The 18,944-nt window shown below is 69.5% G+C and carries 17 protein-coding genes; 8 read left to right on the top strand and 9 right to left on the bottom strand.

The features are described from left to right. Window positions 1-71: 71 nt before the first annotated feature. On the bottom strand, window positions 72-1,670 hold the full coding sequence (locus FS532_RS01640; protein WP_144749737.1) for an ABC-F family ATP-binding cassette domain-containing protein: 1,599 nt from the start codon (window positions 1,668-1,670) through the stop codon (window positions 72-74). Window positions 1,671-1,785: 115 nt separating this feature from the next. Between FS532_RS01640 and FS532_RS01635 the strand changes: the two genes are divergently transcribed. Beyond that, the gene (locus tag FS532_RS01635) at window positions 1,786-2,385 is read left to right on the top strand and encodes a biotin transporter BioY (RefSeq protein ID WP_144749735.1); all 600 of its coding nucleotides are present in this window, start codon (window positions 1,786-1,788) and stop codon (window positions 2,383-2,385) included. A 195-nt stretch (window positions 2,386-2,580) separates the two neighbouring features. Here the strand turns inward: FS532_RS01635 and FS532_RS01630 are convergent, their stop codons facing one another. The 5 genes from FS532_RS01630 to sufB all read right to left on the bottom strand — a co-directional run bounded on the left by FS532_RS01630 (window position 2,581) and on the right by sufB (window position 6,771). Next, window positions 2,581-2,910 (bottom strand): metal-sulfur cluster assembly factor, encoded by a 330-nt coding sequence (locus FS532_RS01630; protein ID WP_079236104.1) that lies wholly within the window; start codon window positions 2,908-2,910, stop codon window positions 2,581-2,583. After that, a complete protein-coding gene (gene sufC, locus FS532_RS01625) occupies window positions 2,910-3,683 on the bottom strand; it encodes a Fe-S cluster assembly ATPase SufC (protein ID WP_070419045.1) in 774 nt (257 codons plus the stop codon). The genes FS532_RS01630 and sufC overlap by 1 nt, the downstream gene beginning before the upstream one ends. A 62-nt stretch (window positions 3,684-3,745) precedes the next feature. Then, on the bottom strand, window positions 3,746-4,075 hold the full coding sequence (locus FS532_RS01620; RefSeq protein ID WP_402738097.1) for a non-heme iron oxygenase ferredoxin subunit: 330 nt from the start codon (window positions 4,073-4,075) through the stop codon (window positions 3,746-3,748). Further along, the gene (gene sufD, locus FS532_RS01615) at window positions 4,072-5,352 is read right to left on the bottom strand and encodes a Fe-S cluster assembly protein SufD (protein WP_186321865.1); all 1,281 of its coding nucleotides are present in this window, start codon (window positions 5,350-5,352) and stop codon (window positions 4,072-4,074) included. The genes FS532_RS01620 and sufD overlap by 4 nt, the downstream gene beginning before the upstream one ends. After that, window positions 5,353-6,771 (bottom strand): Fe-S cluster assembly protein SufB, encoded by a 1,419-nt coding sequence (gene sufB / locus FS532_RS01610; RefSeq protein WP_070419047.1) that lies wholly within the window; start codon window positions 6,769-6,771, stop codon window positions 5,353-5,355. 264 nt (window positions 6,772-7,035) lie between these two features. Here sufB and FS532_RS01605 point away from each other — a divergent pair, with 264 nt between their 5' ends. Further along, on the top strand, window positions 7,036-8,010 hold the full coding sequence (locus FS532_RS01605) for a COX15/CtaA family protein (RefSeq protein ID WP_144749733.1): 975 nt from the start codon (window positions 7,036-7,038) through the stop codon (window positions 8,008-8,010). 319 nt (window positions 8,011-8,329) lie between these two features. On the opposite strand, the gene FS532_RS01600 is transcribed toward FS532_RS01605, so the two are convergent. Further along, entirely contained in the window at window positions 8,330-9,256 is a 927-nt protein-coding gene (locus FS532_RS01600; RefSeq protein WP_070416200.1) for a heme o synthase, read from the bottom strand. Window positions 9,257-9,680: 424 nt separating this feature from the next. Here FS532_RS01600 and tkt point away from each other — a divergent pair, with 424 nt between their 5' ends. The 6 genes from tkt to pgl all read left to right on the top strand — a co-directional run bounded on the left by tkt (window position 9,681) and on the right by pgl (window position 18,013). After that, entirely contained in the window at window positions 9,681-11,774 is a 2,094-nt protein-coding gene (tkt, locus tag FS532_RS01595; protein ID WP_144749731.1) for a transketolase, read from the top strand. A gap of 156 nt (window positions 11,775-11,930) precedes the next feature. Then, window positions 11,931-13,043 (top strand): transaldolase, encoded by a 1,113-nt coding sequence (gene tal, locus FS532_RS01590; RefSeq protein ID WP_144749729.1) that lies wholly within the window; start codon window positions 11,931-11,933, stop codon window positions 13,041-13,043. Next, window positions 13,043-14,641: a glucose-6-phosphate isomerase gene (locus tag FS532_RS01585; protein WP_144749727.1), complete on the top strand. Its 1,599-nt coding sequence runs from the start codon at window positions 13,043-13,045 to the stop codon at window positions 14,639-14,641. Before tal ends, FS532_RS01585 begins: the two co-directional genes overlap by 1 nt. Before the next feature lie 23 nt (window positions 14,642-14,664). Next, a complete protein-coding gene (gene zwf / locus FS532_RS01580) occupies window positions 14,665-16,203 on the top strand; it encodes a glucose-6-phosphate dehydrogenase (protein WP_144749725.1) in 1,539 nt (512 codons plus the stop codon). After that, on the top strand, window positions 16,200-17,144 hold the full coding sequence (locus tag FS532_RS01575; RefSeq protein ID WP_144749722.1) for a glucose-6-phosphate dehydrogenase assembly protein OpcA: 945 nt from the start codon (window positions 16,200-16,202) through the stop codon (window positions 17,142-17,144). The genes zwf and FS532_RS01575 overlap by 4 nt, the downstream gene beginning before the upstream one ends. Window positions 17,145-17,242: 98 nt before the next feature. After that, window positions 17,243-18,013, top strand: a complete 771-nt coding sequence (gene pgl, locus FS532_RS01570) for a 6-phosphogluconolactonase (protein WP_144749720.1) — start codon at window positions 17,243-17,245, stop codon at window positions 18,011-18,013. A gap of 262 nt (window positions 18,014-18,275) precedes the next feature. On the opposite strand, the gene FS532_RS01565 is transcribed toward pgl, so the two are convergent. Next, window positions 18,276-18,641 carry an RNA polymerase-binding protein RbpA gene (locus FS532_RS01565; RefSeq protein ID WP_079236116.1) on the bottom strand — a complete coding sequence of 122 codons (366 nt, stop codon included), beginning with the start codon at window positions 18,639-18,641 and terminating at the stop codon, window positions 18,276-18,278. 3 nt (window positions 18,642-18,644) lie between these two features. Further along, window positions 18,645-18,896 carry a preprotein translocase subunit SecG gene (gene secG / locus FS532_RS01560; RefSeq protein WP_058727797.1) on the bottom strand — a complete coding sequence of 84 codons (252 nt, stop codon included), beginning with the start codon at window positions 18,894-18,896 and terminating at the stop codon, window positions 18,645-18,647. Window positions 18,897-18,944 lie beyond the last annotated feature (48 nt).

The following is an 18,944-nucleotide window of genomic DNA, read 5'->3' as shown; positions in this document are numbered from 1 at the left end:
GACTGGAGGCCCGTGGCGGCGCCGCCACGGGCCTCCAGTCCGCCCTTCGGTCGCGTCCGCGACCACGCTCGCTACGCGAGCTCGATGAGCTCCGCGTAGTCCTTGTTCCAGTGGTCCTCGGTGCCGTCCGGCAGCAGCAGCACACGCTCGGGGTTGAGCGCCTCGACGGCACCGGCGTCGTGGGACACCAGGACGACCGCGCCCTCGAACCCGGCCAGCGCGTTGAGGATCTCCTCGCGCGAAGCAGGGTCGAGGTTGTTCGTCGGCTCGTCGAGCAGCAGCACGTTCGCGCCGGAGACCACGATCATCGCGAGCGACAGTCGGGTCTTCTCGCCACCGGACAGGACGCCGGCCTTCTTGTAGCCGTCGTCCCCGGTGAACAGGAACGACCCGAGGACACGACGGGCCTCGGTCTCGTTGAGGTCGGTCGACGCCGACACCATGTTCTCGATCACGGTGCGGTTGACGTCGATGTTCTCGTGCTCCTGCGCGTAGTACCCGATGCGCAGGCCGTGGCCGGGCTGGATCTCCCCGGTGTCCGGCTGGTCGGCACCCGCGAGGATCCGGAGCAGGGTCGTCTTGCCGGCGCCGTTGAACCCGAGGATGACGACGCGCGAACCGCGGTCGATCGCCAGGTCGACGCCCGCGAAGATCTCGAGCGACCCGTAGGACTTCGACAGCCCCTCGGCCATGAGCGGGGTGCGGCCGCACGGGGCCGGCGTGGGGAAGCGGATCTTGGCGACCCGGTCGGCGACACGCTCGTCCTCGAGGCCCGCGAGCAGCTTGTCGGCACGCGCGACCATCTGGTGCGCCGCGGCGGCCTTCGAGGCCTTCGCACCGAACCGAGCGGCCTGGTCCTTCAACGTCGCGGCCTTCTTCTCGGCGCCCGCACGCTCCTTGCGGCGACGCTCCTCGTCGGCGACGCGCTGCCGCTGGTAGAGCTTCCAGCCCATGTTGTAGATGTCGATGGTCTGGCGGTTGGCGTCGAGGTAGAACACGCGGTTGACGACCTCGTCCACGAGCTCGACGTCGTGGGAGATGATGATGACGCCGCCGGGGTAGGTCTTCAGGTGCTCGCGGAGCCAGACCACCGAGTCGGCGTCGAGGTGGTTCGTCGGCTCGTCGAGGATCATCGTCTCGGCGTCGGAGAACAGGATGCGCGCGAGCTCGATGCGGCGCCGCTGACCACCCGACAGCGTCTTGAGCTGCTGGTCGAGGATGCGGTCCGGCAGCTTGAGGTTCGAGGCGATCGACGCGGCTTCGGCCTCGGCCGCGTACCCGCCGAGTGCGTTGAACTGGTCGTCGAGCCGGCTGTACCGACGCATCGCCTTCTCGGCGACGTCGGGGTCGTCGCTCGCCATGTCGAGCGTGGCGAGGCGGATGCCCTCCACGAGCTCGCCGAGGCCGCGGGCGTCGAGGATGCGCTTGCGCGCGGTCTCCTCCGGGTCGCCCGAGCGCGGGTCCTGGGGCAGGTAGCCGATCTCGCCGCCGCGGTCGATCTTGCCGTCGGTCGGCTGCGTCTCCCCCGCGAGGGCCTTCGTCATCGTCGTCTTGCCCGCGCCGTTGCGGCCGACGAGCCCGATCTTGTCGCCCTTCTCGACACGGAAGGACACGTCCTCCATGAGGAGGCGAGCTCCGACGCGGATCTCGAGTTCGTGCACGGCAAGCACAGTGGACGTCCAATCAGTTGGTGGGTTTGCACAACGACGTGTGCGTGAGGTGCACCGCTACGCTGACGGGACCGATGGTTCCGAACGGGACCAGCAGTCCATTCTAGGAGAATCCATGACGAACGCCACCGGGTTCGCTCCCCGCGCAGTCCTCGCCGACCGTCTGCGGACGCACGGGCTGGCCACGAACGCCGCCCTCGTCGCCGGCGGAGCCCTGTTCACCGCTGCGATGGCACAGCTCGAGGTCCCGATGTGGCCGGTCCCGATCACCGGGCAGACGCTCGCCGTGGTGCTCGTCGGCGCGACCCTCGGTGCCCGCCGCGGCATGCTCTCGCTGCTCGTCTACGCGGTCGCCGGACTCGCCGGTGCGCCGTTCTTCGCCGGCTTCACCGGTGGCCTGGGCGCCCTCGCCGTCCCGAGCTTCGGCTACGTCATCGGCTTCATCCCGGCCGCCGGCGTCATCGGCTGGCTCGCCCGCCGCAACTGGGACCGCCACGTCGGTCGTGCCGCCGCGGCGATGCTGCTCGCGAGCGCGATCCCGTTCGTGACGGGTCTGCCGTACCTCGCGGTCGCGCTCGGGACGCTCGGGGCGCCGAACGACCTGCAGTCGGTGCTCGCCGCCGGTCTCTACCCGTTCATCGTCGGCGGGATCGCGAAGGCGCTCATCGCGGCCGGCGTCCTGCCGATCGCGTGGAAGCTCGTCGGCCGCCGCTGACGCGCCCGAGGTCGCACCCGAGGTCGCACGACACGCCGCGGGCGTGTCGCCGAGATCGCACGAAGTGCCGCTCCGTCTCCGGACGGGCGGCACTTTTTGCGACCTCGGCGTCGCGCCCCGCGCGCGTGCCCGCACAAACGGACGGGAGGCGCGGTGCCAGCTGGCACCGCGCCTCCAGGCCGGGGATGGTCGCGACTAGATCGAGAAGCCGAGCGCGCGCATCATCTCGCGCCCGTCGTCCGTGATCCGCTCCGGGCCCCACGGCGGCATCCAGACCCAGTTGATCCGGAACGCGTCGACGATGCCGTCGAGCGCGTTGGCGGTGTCACCCTCGATGACGTCGGTCAGCGGGCAGCCCGCGCTCGTCAGCGTCATGCTGATCACGAGCGCGTTCGCCTCGTCGTCCATGGCGAGGTCGTAGATGAGCCCGAGGTCGACGATGTTCACGCCGAGCTCCGGGTCCTGGACCTCCTTGAGGCCTTCCACGACCTCGTCGAACTTCTCCGGGGCGAGTGCGGTGATCATCAGTTCCCCGCCGCTGCGGCTGCGGCCTGCACGTAGCGGTCGTAGCCCTCGTTCTCGAGGCGCTCGGCGAGCTCGGGGCCGCCCTGCTCGGCGACCTTGCCCGCGACGAACACGTGCACGAAGTCCGGCTTGATGTAGCGGAGGATGCGCGTGTAGTGGGTGATGAGCAGCACGCCGAGGCCGGTCGCGGCCTTCGCACGGTTGACACCCTCGGACACGATCTTCAGCGCGTCGACGTCGAGGCCGGAGTCGGTCTCGTCGAGGACGGCGAACTTCGGCTTGAGGAGCTCGAGCTGCATGATCTCGTGGCGCTTCTTCTCGCCACCGGAGAAGCCTTCGTTGACGTTGCGCTCGGCGAAGGCCGAGTCCATCTTGAGGTCGGCCATCGACTGGCGGAGGTCCTTCACCCAGCTGCGGAGCGCCGGGGCCTCGCCGTCGATCGCGGTCTTCGCGGTGCGGAGGAAGTTCGACACCGTCACGCCGGGGATCTCCACCGGGTACTGCATGGCGAGGAACATGCCGGCGCGGGCGCGCTCGTCGACGCTCATCGCGAGGACGTCCTCGCCGTCGAGGGTGATCGAGCCTCCGACGACGTTGTAGCGCGGGTGGCCGGCGATCGTGTAGGCGAGGGTGGACTTGCCCGAGCCGTTCGGCCCCATGATCGCGTGGATCTCGCCCTCGTTGATGGTGAGGTCGACGCCCTTGAGGATCTCCTTGACACCCTGGTCGGTGTCGATCGAGACCTGCAGGTCGCGGATTTCGAGAGTGGACATTGCGTTCCTTCGGTTGCAGCTGGTGTGCGGCGTCAGCCGCGGGAAGTGAGTGGAGTCCGGTCTCAGTCGACCGGGACGGGGTCGTGCACGTCGACGTAGACCTCGCCGTCGCGGACCTCGACCCGGAAGACCGGGACGGGCTCGTACGCCGGGAAGTTCTGCGGCTTGCCGGTGGCCAGCGAGAACCGGGACCCGTGGGCCCAGCACTCGAGCGTGTCGCCCTCGACGAACCCCTCGGCCAGGGAGATGTCCCCGTGCGTGCAGGTGTCGCCGATGGCGTGCACGGTGCCGGCGGAGTCCTTCACGATGGCGACCGCGGTGCCGTCGACCACGGCGCGCATCGGGCTGTCCACCGCGATGTCCGCTTCGGCGCAGACCTTCGTCGACATCAGGCGGTGGCTCCGGCCTCGTCCGACGACGCCGGCGCGGCGATCACCGAACGGCCCTCGGCGAGCTCCTGCTCCACTGCGGCGATGAGGCGTTCCTCGAGCTCGGGCGCACCGATCTTCTGGATGACCTCGACGAGGAAGCCGAGCACCACCAGACGGCGTGCCTCTTCCTCGGGGATGCCGCGGGACTGCAGGTAGAACAGCTGCTCGTCGTCGAAGCGACCGGTGGCACTCGCGTGGCCGGCGCCCTCGATGTTGCCCGTCTCGATCTCGAGGTTCGGGATGCTGTCCGCACGCGTGCCGTCGGTGAGGACGAGGTTGCGGTTCTGCTCGTACGAGTCCGTGCCGTCGCCGGCGCGTCCGATGAGCACATCGCCGATCCACACCGTGTGCGCACCCTGGCCCTGCAGCGCACCCTTGTAGTTGACCCGACCGCGCGTGTTCGGCGCGTCGTGGTTCACGTAGACCTGCTGCTCGATGTACTGCCCGGCGTCGGCGAAGTACACGCCGTACATCTCGGTGTCGGCGCCCTGCGCACCGAGGTGCGTCGACGGGTTGACCCGGATGACGTCGCCGCCGAGCGAGACCACGACGTGCTTGAGGAAGGCGTCGCGGCCGACCTCGGCGAAGTGCGTCGACACGTGCACGGCGTCGTCGTCCCAGTCCTGCAGGCTGACGACCGTCAGGCGTGCGCCGTCCTGGGCGACGATCTCGACGTTCTCGCTGAGGAGCGCCGAACCGCGGTTGTCGAGCACGACGATGCCCTGGGCGTGCGCCTCGGCCGTGATGACGGTGTGCGCGGCGCGGGGCTGGGTCCCGAAGTCGGACCGGGTGATGGTGATGAACTCGTGCGCGTCGGTCGCCTTGACCGTGACGGCCAGCACGGCGTCACGGGCGGACCACGCGGCTGCGGCGGCGCGGTCCTCGGGGAGACCGGCGGAACCGACGCGGGGGTCGTCGCTGCGACCCCACTCGACGTCGGCGCCGTCGGACTGACGAGCGAGGAACGGGTAGGCGGATCCGTCGAGCCCGCCGTCGAGCAGCGGCTGGAGCTTCGCGAGGGGCGCGAACTTCCAGTTCACCTCGCGCCCGGTGACGGTCGGGAACGCGTCCAGGTCGCCGGACTGGAACCGCTCGGAGCGGGTCTGGACCGGGATCGACTTGTCGGGTGCGTCCCAACCACCGTCGGAGTGCGCACCGGCGCCGTGCTGCGCAGGGGTCTGCGCCGCTGCCGAGGGTTCGATCGGCTGGTCGATGTGGGGAGGGGTGGTGCTGGACATCTAGCCGACGGATCCTTCCATGCTCATCTCGATGAGCTTGTTGAGTTCGAGTGCGTACTCCATCGGGAGCTCGCGGGCGATCGGCTCGATGAAGCCGCGGACGATCATCGCCATCGCCTCGTCCTCGGGCATGCCTCGGGACATCAGGTAGAACAGCTGTTCCTCGCTCACGCGCGAGACCGTGGCCTCGTGCCCGAGCTGGACGTCGTCGACGCGGATGTCGATCGCCGGGTAGGTGTCGGAACGGCTGATCGTGTCGACCAGCAGCGCGTCACAGCGCACGGTGTTCGCCGCGTGGTGGGCTGCCGGGTCGACCCGGACCTCACCGCGGTACCCCGCACGACCGCCGCCACGGGCGATCGACTTCGAGACGATCGAGGACGTCGTGTACGGCGCCATGTGGATCATCTTCGCGCCGGCGTCCTGGTGCTGGCCGGGGCCGGCGAAGGCCACCGAGAGCGTCTCGCCCTTGGCGTGCTCACCGGCGAGGTAGATCGACGGGTACTTCATCGTCACCTTCGAGCCGATGTTGCCGTCGATCCACTCCATCGTCGCGCCCTCGTGCGCGATCGCACGCTTGGTGACGAGGTTGTAGACGTTGTTCGACCAGTTCTGGATCGTCGTGTACCGAACGCGGGCGTTCTTCTTCACGATGATCTCGACCACGGCCGAGTGCAGGGAGTCCGACTTGTAGATCGGCGCCGTGCAGCCCTCGATGTAGTGGACGTAGGAGTCCTCGTCCGCGATGATCAGCGTCCGCTCGAACTGGCCCATGTTCTCGGTGTTGATGCGGAAGTAGGCCTGCAGCGGGATCTCGACGTGCACGCCCTTCGGGACGTAGACGAACGAGCCACCGGACCACACGGCCGTGTTCAGCGCGGCGAACTTGTTGTCGCCGGCCGGGATCACGGTGCCGAAGTACTCCTCGAAGATCTCGGGGTGCTCGCGGAGCGCGGTGTCGGTGTCCATGAAGATGACGCCCTGCTGCTCCAGGTCCTCGCGGATCTGGTGGTACACGACCTCGGACTCGTACTGGGCGGCGACACCGGCGACGAGGCGCTGACGCTCCGCCTCGGGGATGCCGAGCTTCTCGTAGGTCGCGCGGATGTCCTCGGGGAGGTCCTCCCACGACTGGGCCTGCTTCTCGGTGGAGCGCACGAAGTACTTGATGTTGTCGAAGTCGATGCCCGTCAGGTCGGCACCCCACGTCGGCATCGGCTTGCGACCGAAGAGCTGCAGACCCTTGAGTCGGTTCTTGAGCATCCACTCGGGCTCGGACTTGAGGTTCGAGATGTCGGTCACGACCTCTTCCGAGATGCCACGGCGCGCGGAGGCACCGGCAGAGTCGGAGTCGGACCAGCCGAACTCGTATTGGCCGAGCCCTTCGAGCTCGGGACGGTCGATGAGCACGTCGGACATGGTCTCCTCGTTTCCTTCTCGCGGCAGCGTTCTGGGTGTCAACCCGTGGCGTCTGGACGCCATTCCACCGCAGACCGCCGACATGGTGCTTCGTGCACGGCGGACACGGTGTTGCTCCCTCGCAACGTCGATGGTTCCACGCAGTCCTGGGCGTGAGCGGCGATCTCGGACCTTTCGGAGCCGGCGCCTGCCTAGACTTGACTGCTGCTGAACCCTCGAATCCTACAGGTTCGCTGCACGGAACAACAGGAAGGCACCACCCTCGTGACTCGCGTCGGATCCCCCGTCGACCAGGACGTCCGCTCCCAGCACTGGTGGTCGCTCCCCCGCGTCGTCGACCAGCGCGTCGTGGTGCTGGCATGGGCGTCCTTCGTGGTCGAGGTCATCCTCATCGGGACCGGCGGCCTCGTCCGGCTCACGGCGTCGGGCCTCGGGTGCCCGACCTGGCCCAAGTGCACCGCGGATTCATTGGTCTCGACGCCGGAGATGGGCATCCACGGCGTCATCGAGTTCGGCAACCGACTGCTCACCTTCGTGCTCGTCGTCGTGGCGATCGCGATGTTCCTGCTCGTCGTCCGGATGCGCCGGACCCGCCCCGAGCTCTTCTGGCTGGCGTTCGCCCAGGGCGCAGCAATCCCCGTGCAGGCCGTCATCGGTGGCATGAGCGTCTGGACGAACCTCAACCCCTTCGTCGTCGGGCTGCACTTCGTCGTCTCCGCGGCGCTCACCTCCGTGACCGCGGCACTCGTCTACCGGGCGATGCGCGGCCCGCGCACCGCGGACAGGACGGTGCCCCGCTGGTACCGCGGCGTCGTCGGCGGCACCATCGCCGCGGTCGTCGTGACCGTCCTCGTGGGCATCCTCACGACGGGCAGCGGCCCGCACGCCGGAGCGGACGAGGCCGTCGACGGCGGACGCCTGCACCGCACCGGGTTCGACCCGGCCGTCATGGAGCACCTGCACGCCGTTCCCGCGTACGTCCTCTTCGCGTTGACCCTGGTGCTCGTCGTCGGCGCGGTCCGCCTGCGCCTGTCGAGCAAGTGGGCACTGCTCCTGCTGGTCGTCGAGTTCGTCCAGATCGCGGTCGGACTCACGCAGGCCCGCACCGGGTTGCCGGTCGGACTGGTCGGCACGCACATGGTCCTCGCCGGGCTCCTCGTCGGCGCGACGACCGTGGTGGCGCTCTCCACGCGCGGCACGGCCGGCCGCCAGGCCGTCCGGGAGCCGATCGCGGGCTGAGGCCCGACACCGCACGCGGTCTCCGACGTCCCACCTGTCGATCGACAGGTGGGACGTCGTGCTTCGCGCGCAACGCGACCAGACGGCGGACTGGAGGCACGGTGCGGGGCCGCCACGCGCCTCCAGGCCGGTGGTGGGTCGCGACCAGGGCCCGCCTGCGGACCCGGAACGACACCACCGACGTCGTACGACAGCGGCGTCGTCGCAAGCCAGCGCGCGCAACAGGCCGCGCCCGCACGGAACGACTTCGTCGCTGTCGTACGACAGCGACGAAGTCGCAACGAGTCGGCGCAGTCCCCGCTCGTCTGGCGAGCCCTGCCTAGAAGGTGAAGACCTGCGGCAGCAGCGGGTCGATGCCCACGGCGATGAACAGCAGCGTCAGGTACGTGATCGAGCTGTGGAAGACCCGCATCGGCTGCACGTGCTCCACGTGCTGGATCGCCCGCGAGTAGAGCCGGTGCGACTCGACGACGAACCAGATGCCGCCGGCCAGGGCGACGACCGTGTAGAGCGGCCCCATGTGCGCGACCGGGATGAGCAGCAGCGAGCAGACGAGCGTCGCCCACGCGTACAGCACGACCTGCAGCCCGACGACGGTGCGACCGCGAACGACCGCGAGCATCGGCACGTCGGCGGCGTCGTAGTCGTCGCGGTACTTCATCGACAGCGGCCAGTAGTGCGGCGGCGTCCAGAGGAAGATCACCATGAAGAGGATGACCGGCGCCCAGGTCAGCGACCCGGTGACGCCCGCCCAGCCGATCAGCACGGGCATGCAGCCGGCCGACCCGCCCCAGACGATGTTCTGCGGCGTGCGGCGCTTGAGCCACAGCGTGTAGACGAACACGTAGATGAGGATCGCGATGACGCTCAGCGCTGCGGCGAGCCAGTTCACGAGGAAGCCGAGCACGGCGGTCGACGCGACCCCGAGCACCCACGAGAACACCAGGGCCTCACGGTCGGAGAGCTCGCCGGTGACCAGCGGACGCGTGCTCGTGCGCTTCATCAGCCGGTCGATGTCACGGTCGATGTAGCAGTTGAACGCCGAGGCGGACCCGGCCGACATCGCACCGCCGAGCATCGTCCAGAAGACCAGCCAGAGATCCGGGACCCCGCGCTCGGCGAGGAACATCGTCGGTGCCGTCGTGACGAGGAGCAGCTCCATGACCCGCGGCTTCGTCAGCGAGACGTAGGCGCGCACCTTGCGCGACAGCGTCGAGCGGGGTCGATCGGTGTCGGGCCGGGTCACGGTGGCAGTCGGCAAGGGAACCTCAGTCTGTTCGCGTCAGCTCACACGCTCGGGGGACGGCTCCGTCGTCGTCGGGGCGTGCGTCGACCCGGAATGCTCACGGGTCCCGGACAGTTTACGTGATGGCGGCGCTGCGATGATGCCCCGCCCCGCCATCCGGACCGAAGTCGCCCTCCGACACGCCCGGCCGACGGCGGGTCCCCCTGACGACGAGTGAACAACCGGCGTCACCTGAACCCCTTCTGAGTGCATGGTCACTATGCTGGAGTCGCCCTCCCGCAGTGCGTGCCCCGATGACGTCGGCCGCGAAGAGCCGGTCGGCCGCCGCGAGACGGCGACCCGACGAAGGCCCCGGGATGGCGATCATGTCCGTGCGATGGCACGAGCCCTCGCACATGTCGCATCAAGAAGGGTCAACATCCAAGTGGCTGAATTCACCTGGGACGCCATCGACAGGAAGGCCGTCGACACGGCCCGCGTACTCGCCGCCGACTCGGTCGAGGCCGCCGGCAACGGTCACCCCGGCACCGCGATGAGCCTCGCGCCGGTCGCCCACCTGCTCTTCCAGAAGGTGATGCGTCGCGACCCCAGCGACTCCACCTGGATCGGCCGCGACCGCTTCATCCTCTCCGCCGGTCACGCCTCGATCCTCCAGTACGTGCAGTTCTACCTGCACGGCTACGGCCTCGAGCTCGAAGACCTCCAGCACCTCCGCAAGTGGGGCTCGAAGACCCCGGGTCACCCGGAGTACGGCCACACCGACGGTGTCGAGATCACCACCGGCCCGCTCGGCCAGGGCCTCGCCTCCGCCGTGGGCTTCGGCTACGCGCAGCGCTTCGAGCGCGGCCTCTTCGACGCCGATGCAGCCGATGGGACCTCGCCGTTCGACCACTTCACCTACGTGATCGCCGGTGACGGCGACATGCAGGAGGGCGTCACGAACGAGGCCGCGAGCCTCGCCGGCCGCCAGCAGCTCGGTCGCCTCGTCGTCTTCTACGACTCGAACCAGATCTCGATCGAGGACGACACCGACATCTCCTTCTCGGAGAGCGTCCCGGACCGCTACGAGGCGCTCGGCTGGCACGTCCAGACCGTCGACTGGAAGAAGACGGGCGAGTACTCGGAGGACGTCGAGTCCCTCTTCGCCGCGGTCGAGGCCGCCAAGGCCGTCACCGACAAGCCGTCGCTCATCGTCCTCAAGACGATCATCGGCTGGCCGTCGCCGACCAAGCAGAACTCCGGCAAGATCCACGGCTCCGCCCTCGGTGGCGAGGAGCTGAAGGGCCTCAAGGAGGTCCTCGGCTTCGACCCCGAGCAGACCTTCCACGTCGACCCCGAGGTGCTCGAGTACACCCGCGGTGCCGTCGCCAAGGGCCAGGCGGAGCACGCCGAGTGGCAGAAGACCTTCGACGCGTGGGCTGCGGCCAACCCGGAGAAGAAGACGCTCCTCGACCGCATCAACGCCGGCGAGCTGCCCGAGGGCCTCGAGGAAGCCCTCCCGGTCTTCCCGACCGAGAAGGCCGTCTCGACCCGTGCCGCCTCCGGCAAGGTCATCAACGCCATCGCGCCGCTCATGCCCGAGTTCTGGGGCGGTTCGGCCGACCTCGCCGAGTCGAACCTGACCACCATCGAGGGCGCCAAGTCCTTCGGTCCGGTCGAGGCCTCGACCAAGGCGTGGAGCACCGACCCGTACGGCCGCGTGCTGCACTTCGGCATCCGCGAGCACGCCATGGGCTCGATCCTCTCCGGCATCGTCCTGCACGGGAACACCCGCCCCTTCGGCGGCACGTTCCTCATCTTCAGCGACTACATGCGCCCGGCGGTCCGTCTCGCCGCGCTCATGCAGGCGCCGGCGATCTACGTCTGGACGCACGACTCCGTCGCCCTCGGCGAGGACGGCCCGACGCACCAGCCGATCGAGCAGCTCAGTGCCCTCCGCGCGATCCCGGGTCTGGACGTCGTCCGCCCGGCCGACGCCAACGAGGTCGCGTACGCCTGGCTCGAGATGCTCAAGCACAAGGACCGCCCGGCCGGCATCGCGCTGAGCCGTCAGAACCTCCCCGTCTTCGAGCGTGGCGAGGGCGACGCCTCCGGCGAGGTCTTCGCCTCGGCGAAGAACGTCGCCAAGGGCGCGTACATCCTGGCCGAGGCGCCGAACGGCACCCCGGACGTGATCCTCATCGCGACCGGTTCCGAGGTCCAGATCGCCGTCGAGGCCCGCGAGCAGCTCAAGGCCGAGGGCATCAACGCCCGCGTCGTGAGCGCCCCGTCCATCGAGTGGTTCCGCGCGCAGTCGGAGAACTACCAGGACCAGGTCCTGCCGAAGGACGTCACCGCACGCGTGTCGGTCGAGGCCGGCATCGCCATGAGCTGGCGCGACATCGTCGGCGACAAGGGCCGCAGCGTCTCGATCGAGCACTTCGGTGCCTCGGCCGACTACCAGACGCTCTTCAAGGAGTTCGGCTTCACGACGGAGCACGTCGTGGCCGCCGCGAAGGAATCCCTCGCGGCTTCCTGACCCACCGAGGGCCGGGTCCGGTTCGCCGGATCCGGCCCTTCCTCCGGGAGGCGCGGCTCGGCTCCGCCACGCGCCTCCCGGTCCCCCAGACCCCGACTTCACGGCCCTCGTCACCTCCACGACGTCGGCCAGTCGATGAAAGAAGAAGAGAAACACATGGCTGAGAACACCCCCACCGCCGCCCTCTCCGCGGCCGGCGTGAGCATCTGGCTCGACGACCTCTCCCGCGAGCTCCTCGAGACCGGCAAGCTCGAGTTCCTCATCGCCGAGAAGAACGTCGTCGGCGTCACCACGAACCCGACGATCTTCGCCTCGGCCCTCGCCAAGGGCGAGCGCTACGACGCACAGGTCAAGGAGCTCGCGGCCGCGGGCACCGAGGTGACCGACGCGATCTTCGAGATCACCACGCAGGACGTCGCGAACGCCTCCGACGTCTTCAAGCCGCTGTACGACTCGACGAACGGCTTCGACGGCCGTGTGTCGATCGAGGTCGAGCCGGGCCTCGCCCACGAGACCGCCAAGACCATCGAGCAGGCCAAGTTCCTGTTCGACAAGGTCGGCCGCGAGAACGTCCTCATCAAGATCCCGGCGACCGTCGAGGGCCTCGAGGCGATCACCGAGGTCATCGCCGCCGGCATCTCGGTCAACGTCACCCTGATCTTCTCGCTCGAGCGCTACCGCGCCGTGATCGACGCCTACCTCGGTGGGCTCGAGAAGGCCAAGGCCGCGGGCCACGACCTCTCGAAGATCCACTCGGTCGCTTCCTTCTTCGTGTCGCGCGTCGACTCCGAGATCGACAAGCGTCTCGACGCCGTCGGCACCGACGAGGCCAAGGCCCTCAAGTCGAAGGCCGGCATCGCCAACGCGCAGCTCGCCTACCAGGTGTTCGAGCAGGCGTTCGCCTCGGAGCGTGCGAAGGGCCTGCTCGAGGCCGGCGCCAACCCGCAGCGCCCCCTCTGGGCCTCGACCGGCGTCAAGGACCCGTCGCTCCCCGACACCCTGTACGTGACGCAGCTCGTCGCGCCGCAGACGGTCAACACCATGCCGGGCAAGACGCTCGACGCGACGTTCGACCACGCCGAGATCACGGGCGACACCATCACCGGTTCCTACGCCGAGGCGCAGGGCGTCCTCGACCAGCTCACCGCCGCGGGCATCGACTACGACGACGTCGTGGCGCTGCTCGAGAAGGAGGGCGTGGACAAGTTCAACGTGTCGTGGGGCGAGCTCGTCGACACCGTGAAGACCGCGCTCGAGGGCTCCAAGTAGTGACGGTTTCCATCGCCGCCAGCGGCGACGCGGCGCGGGCCATCGACACGGTGGTCCCGCGCCTCGTCGCCGACCTGGTGGCGTCGGGCATCACCGCCCAGGACCCCGAGCTCTGGGGTCCGGACGCCGAGGCCGAGGCGTCGAAGCGCCTCGGCTGGGTGGAGGCCGTCTCGGTCTCCCGCCCGCTCGTCGCCGAGGTGCTCGCACTGCGTGAGTCGCTCGCCGCCGAAGGGGTCGACCACGTCGTCCTCGCCGGCATGGGCGGCTCGTCGCTCGCGCCCGAGGTCATCACCCGAACCGCCGGCGTCCCGCTGACCGTGCTGGACTCGACCGACCCGGCACAGGTCCGGGCGGCGCTCGCACACCAGCTCGACCGCACGGTGCTCGTCGTGTCCTCGAAGTCGGGTTCGACCCTCGAGACCGACTCGCAGCGCCGTGCGTACGAACAGGCCTTCCGCGACGCCGGCATCGACCCGGCACAGCGCATCGTCGTCGTCACCGACCCGGGCTCCCCGCTCGAGGCCGAGGCGACCGACGCCGGGTACCGCGTCTTCACCGCCGACCCGAACGTGGGCGGCCGCTACTCCGCGCTGACCGCCTTCGGCCTCGTGCCCTCCGGTCTGGCCGGTGCGGACATCGCGGAACTCCTCGACGAGGCCGACGCCATCTCCGCGCTGCTGTCGGTCGACATCGACGAGAACCCGGGCCTCGTGCTCGGCGCAGTCCTCGGTGGCACCGACCCGCTGCGCGACAAGATCGCGATCGTCCCGGACGGCACGCACATCGTCGGGTTCGGCGACTGGGTGGAGCAGCTGATCGCTGAGTCCACGGGCAAGAGCGGCCGCGGCCTGCTCCCCGTCGTGCTCGGCGTCGACTCCCCCGAGGTCACCGCAGGCCTCCCCGACGTGCAGGTCATCCGACTCGTCGGTTCCCGCGAGGACGAACGGCACGTCGCCGAGGGCGAGGTCGAGATCACCGGCACGCTCGGTGGCCAGTTCCTCGTCTGGGAGTACGCGGTCGCGGTCGCCGGGCGTCTGCTCGGCATCGACCCGTTCGACCAGCCCGACGTCGAGGCCGCCAAGGTCGCGGCGCGCGCGCTGCTCGACGACCGCCCCGCGCCGACCGAGCCCGCGTTCACCGAGGACGGCATCGCCGTCCGCGCGACGCAGGACCTGACGGTCGGGACGACCCTCGCCGAAGCCGTGACGAGCCTCCTGGCCCGGATCGACGCCACCGGCTACCTGGCCGTGCAGGCCTACGTGGACCGCACCGCGAACCGCGACCTCGAGTCGCTGCGCGACGCCCTGGCGGCGCGCAGCGGCCGTCCCGTCACGTTCGGCTACGGCCCGCGCTTCCTGCACTCGACCGGCCAGTACCACAAGGGCGGCCCGGCGAACGGCGTCTTCCTGCAGATCGTGGCCGACGAGATCGACGACCTGGCGATCCCCGGTCGGCCGTTCACGTTCGGCCAGCTCATCCAGGCCCAGGCCTCCGGCGACGCGAGTGTCCTCGCGCAGCACGGCCGCCCGGTCCTGACCCTCACGACGACGGACGTCGCCGCTGCCACAGCAGCACTGGCATCCGCCGTCACCCTCTGACTCTCGAAGGAGTTCACCGACTCATGTCACCGGTGGCAATCACCCCGGAGCACAACCCGCTCCGGCTGCCGACGGATCGTCGACTGAACCGGATCGCGGGACCCAGCACCCTCATCATCTTCGGCGTGACGGGCGACCTGTCCCGCAAGAAGCTGATGCCCGCGGTCTACGACCTGGCGAACCGAGGGCTCCTGCCCCCGGGGTTCGCCCTCGTCGGTTTCGCTCGGCGTGACTGGGAGGACCAAGACTTCTCCCAGCTCGTCCACGACGCGGTCAAGGAGCACTCGCGCACCCCGTTCGACGAGGACGTCTGGCGTCAGCTCGAACAGGGCATCCGCTTCGTCCAGGGGTCGTTCGACGACCCGGAGGCGTTCCGCGAGCTCAAGCGCACCGTCGACACGTTGGACGCGGAGCGCGGGACGCTCGGCAACCACGCGTTCTACCTGTCCATCCCGCCGAAGATGTTCCCGGTCGTCACCGAGCAGCTCAAGCTGTCCGGCCTGACCGAGAAGCAGGACGGGTCGTGGAGCCGCGTGGTCGTCGAGAAGCCGTTCGGCTCCGACCTCCGCACCGCGCGCGAGCTGAACGCGATCGTGGAGAGCGTCTTCGCTCCCGACGACGTGTTCCGCATCGACCACTACCTCGGCAAGGAGACCGTCCAGAACCTGCTGACGCTGCGGTTCGCGAACCAGATGTACGAACCCATCTGGAACTCGAACTACGTGGACCACGTGCAGATCACGATGGCCGAGGACATCGGCGTCGCCGGACGTGCCGCGTACTACGACGGCATCGGTGCGGCGCGGGACGTCATCCAGAACCACCTGCTGCAGCTCCTCGCGCTCACCGCGATGGAGGAGCCCGTCTCGTTCAAGGCCGCGGACCTCCGCGCCGAGAAGGAGAAGGTGCTCTCCGCGGTCCGGCTGCCCGAGGACCTCGCGACCGCGACGGCCCGCGGGCAGTACGCGGGCGGCTGGCAGGGCGGCGAGAAGGTGCTCGGCTTCCTCGAGGAAGCCGGCATGGACCCCGAGTCCGGCACCGAGACGTACGCCGCGATCAAGCTCGACATCGCGACCCGTCGCTGGCAGGGCGTCCCGTTCTACCTCCGCGCCGGCAAGCGTCTCGGTCGCCGTGTGACCGAGATCGCGATCGTGTTCAAGCGCGTCCCCGAGGACGTCTACGGCAACTCGCAGTCGCCGCTCGGCCAGAACGCGCTCGTCATCCGCGTGCAGCCGGACGAGGGCGTCACGCTCCGCTTCGGCTCGAAGGTCCCCGGCGTCGGCACCCAGGTGCGCGACGTGACGATGGACTTCGGCTACGGCCACGCGTTCACCGAGGCCTCGCCCGAGGCGTACGAACGACTCATCCTCGACGTCCTCCTCGGCGACCCGCCCCTGTTCCCCCGTCACCAAGAGGTGGAGCTGTCGTGGAAGATCCTCGACCCGATCGAGGAGTTCTGGGCCACGCAGGGCCAGCCCGAGCAGTACCGTCCCGGCACGTGGGGTCCGGCGTCCGCCGACGCCCTGCTCGCCCGCGACGGCCGGACCTGGAGGCGTCCATGAAGATCGACCTGCCGAACACCACGGTCTCGAAGATCCAGAAGAAGCTCGTCCACATCCGCGAAGAGGGCGGCGCCGTCGCCCTCGGCCGCGTCCTGACCCTCATCATCTCGACGGCCCTCGGCCACGAGGAAGAGGCGATCGAGGCTGCGAACGAGGCCTCGCGCGAGCACCCGATGCGCGTCATCATCGTGTCGAAGAACGACGGCGACACGAAGTCCCCTGGCCGCCTCGACGCGCAGATCCGCGTCGGCAGCGACGCGGGCGCCAGCGAGGTCATCGTCCTCCGTGCCTACGGCGAGACCGCGACCGACGAGGAGAGCCTGGTCACTGGCCTCCTGCTGCCGGACGCACCCGTCGTGGCCTGGTGGCCGCAGACCGCTCCGGAACAGCCGTCGGCCTCGGCACTGGGCCGCATCGCCCAGCGCCGGATCACCGACGCGGCCGCGCAGAGGGACCCGAACGGCGCGATCGAGGCCCTCGGTGCCTCGTACGTGCCGGGCGACACGGACTTCGCGTGGACGCGCCTCACCCTGTGGCGGAACCAACTCGCCGCGGCGCTCGACCAGCCGCCGTACGAGCCGATCACCGCGGTCGAGGTCTCCGGCGCGTACGACAGCCCGTCGACGATCCTCCTCGCCGCGTGGTTGCAGCTGCAGCTCGAGGTGCCGGTGGCCGTCGTCACGTCGCCGCGTGCGACCGGGTCGAGCGGCATCCACGGCGTGAAGCTCGTGCGCGAGTCCGGCACCATCGAGCTCGAGCGGTCCCTGGTGGACGTCGCGACGCTCTCGATGCCCGGACAGCCGACGCACGACCTGTCGCTGCCGCGCCGCAACCTGCGCGACTGCCTGGCCGAGGAACTCCGTAGACTCGACCCGGACGTCCTCTTCGGAGACGTCGTCAAGCACGGGGTTCCCCAGCTGCGCGAGTCCATCGCCGGCTGAGCAAGCCCCACACGACCGGGCCCCCTGCATCCGCACGGGGCCCGGTCGGACCGAAGGCGGTCGTACGACCGGTCGACCGCCACGAACACGGGAGTCACGTGACCAACGGACGGCGGGTGCTGGTGCACCCGGACAAGCAGGCCCTCGGCGCTTCGGTCGCCGCACGCTTCATCACGAAGATCATCGACGTGCTCGACGAGCAGGAGCGCGCGGACATCGCCATCAGCGGTGGCTCCGTGTCGTCCCTCGTCCTCGCAGCGATCGGCCAGTCGCCGGCGCGCGAGAGCGTCGACTGGTCGAAGGTGCACGTGTGGTGGGTCGACGAGCGCTGGGTCCCCGCGGGCGACGCCGATCGCAACATCACCGGGACGCAGACCGACTTCTTCGACCACGTCGACATCCCCGAGTCGAACATCCACCCGATCGCTGCGTCGGACGAAGGCATCTCGATCGAGGACGCCGCGACCCGCTACGAGCAGGAGCTGCACGCCGCTGCACCGGACGACGCCATCGCGCCCCGGTTCGACATCACGCTCCTCGGCGTCGGCCCGGACGGTCACACCGCCTCGCTCTTCCCGGAGTTCCCGCAGCTGTCCGTCACGGACCGCGTGGTGCTCTCGGTCGACGACTCCCCCAAGCCGCCGCCGCAGCGCCTGACGCTCACGTACCCGGCGATCAACGCCTCGCAGCGCGTCTGGGTCATCCTGTCCGGCGCCGAGAAGGCCTCGGTCCTCGGGCTCGCCCTCGCCGGCGCCTCCGTCGACGAGGTCCCCGTCGGTGGCGTCCAGGGCCGCAAGCGCACGGTGTTCTTCGTCGACCAGGACGCCGCCCGCGACGTCCCCGAGAACCTCATCGCGTCGACGTACTAGACGCGACCCCCTGACGGACGGGAGGCGCGGTGCCAGCTGGCACCGCGCCTCCCGTCCGTTCGTGGCGAGGTCCCGGGCTCCCGCCGAGGTCGCACAACCTGTCGCCCTGCACGCCCCAAAGCGACAGGTCGTGCGACCTCGGCGCCTCGCACGCGGCATGTCGTGCGACCTCGGCACGCAAGCAACCACCCGCACGCACGCACGCCGCACGACGAAGGCCCCCGCACTGGATCGGTGCGGGGGCCTTCGGGCGCTCGGGGCGCTAGTCCTTCTTCGCGGTGCCGCGACGCTCGCGCAGCTGCTGCAGCGCGTCCTCGAGGAGCTGGGCTGCCTCTTCCTCGGTGCGCCGCTCCTTCACGTACGCGAGGTGCGTCTTGTACGGCTCCGTCTTGGAGACCACGGGCGGGTTCTCCTTGTCACGGCCGGCCGGGAGCCCGGTCGACGGCGAGTCCACCGTCTCGGGGATCTCCTCGTCCGGGAGACCGGCGGCGAAGTACCGCACGACCTCGTTGCCGAGGGCGTCCCAGTACGAGATCGCCACACGCTCGGCCTGGACCCCGCGGTCCTGCTCCCCCATCGGGCCCGCGCCGACGCGAGACCCTCGGATTGCACTGCCTCCGCTTGCCATGGATCAGCTCCCCGCCGTGAACTTGTTGATGAGACCGAGCACGATGATGGACACGATCCAGACCAGACCGAGGATCACCGTGATGCGGTTGAGGTTGCGCTCGGCAACGCCGGACGCACCGAGGTTGCTCGTCACGCCGCCGCCGAACATGTCGGAGAGGCCGCCACCGCGGCCCTTGTGCAGCAGGATGAGGAGCGTGAGCAGGAGGCTCGTGATAGCGAGCAGGACCTGCAGCACGACGGAGAGAATCGCCACGACGTACCTTTCGTGTCAGTCAGCCATGCGAGTATACCGGCCCGGTGG

It is taken from the genome of Curtobacterium pusillum, from assembly GCF_007673235.1.
In the GTDB taxonomy this organism is placed as follows: Bacteria; Actinomycetota; Actinomycetes; order Actinomycetales; family Microbacteriaceae; genus Curtobacterium; species Curtobacterium pusillum_C.
The sequence above is the reverse complement of the archived record's forward strand: the minus strand, read 5'-3'. Positions and strand labels throughout refer to the sequence as shown.

Coding starts and splice junctions, on each gene's coding strand:
- FS532_RS01635 (WP_144749735.1), top strand. CDS start 1,786: ATGACGAACGCCACCGGGTTCGCTCCCCGCGCAGTCCTCGCCGACCGT.
- FS532_RS01630 (WP_079236104.1), bottom strand. CDS start 2,910: ATGATCACCGCACTCGCCCCGGAGAAGTTCGACGAGGTCGTGGAAGGC.
- sufC (WP_070419045.1), bottom strand. CDS start 3,683: ATGTCCACTCTCGAAATCCGCGACCTGCAGGTCTCGATCGACACCGAC.
- sufD (WP_186321865.1), bottom strand. CDS start 5,352: ATGTCCAGCACCACCCCTCCCCACATCGACCAGCCGATCGAACCCTCG.
- sufB (WP_070419047.1), bottom strand. CDS start 6,771: ATGTCCGACGTGCTCATCGACCGTCCCGAGCTCGAAGGGCTCGGCCAA.
- tal (WP_144749729.1), top strand. CDS start 11,931: ATGGCTGAGAACACCCCCACCGCCGCCCTCTCCGCGGCCGGCGTGAGC.
- zwf (WP_144749725.1), top strand. CDS start 14,665: ATGTCACCGGTGGCAATCACCCCGGAGCACAACCCGCTCCGGCTGCCG.
- FS532_RS01575 (WP_144749722.1), top strand. CDS start 16,200: ATGAAGATCGACCTGCCGAACACCACGGTCTCGAAGATCCAGAAGAAG.
- FS532_RS01565 (WP_079236116.1), bottom strand. CDS start 18,641: ATGGCAAGCGGAGGCAGTGCAATCCGAGGGTCTCGCGTCGGCGCGGGC.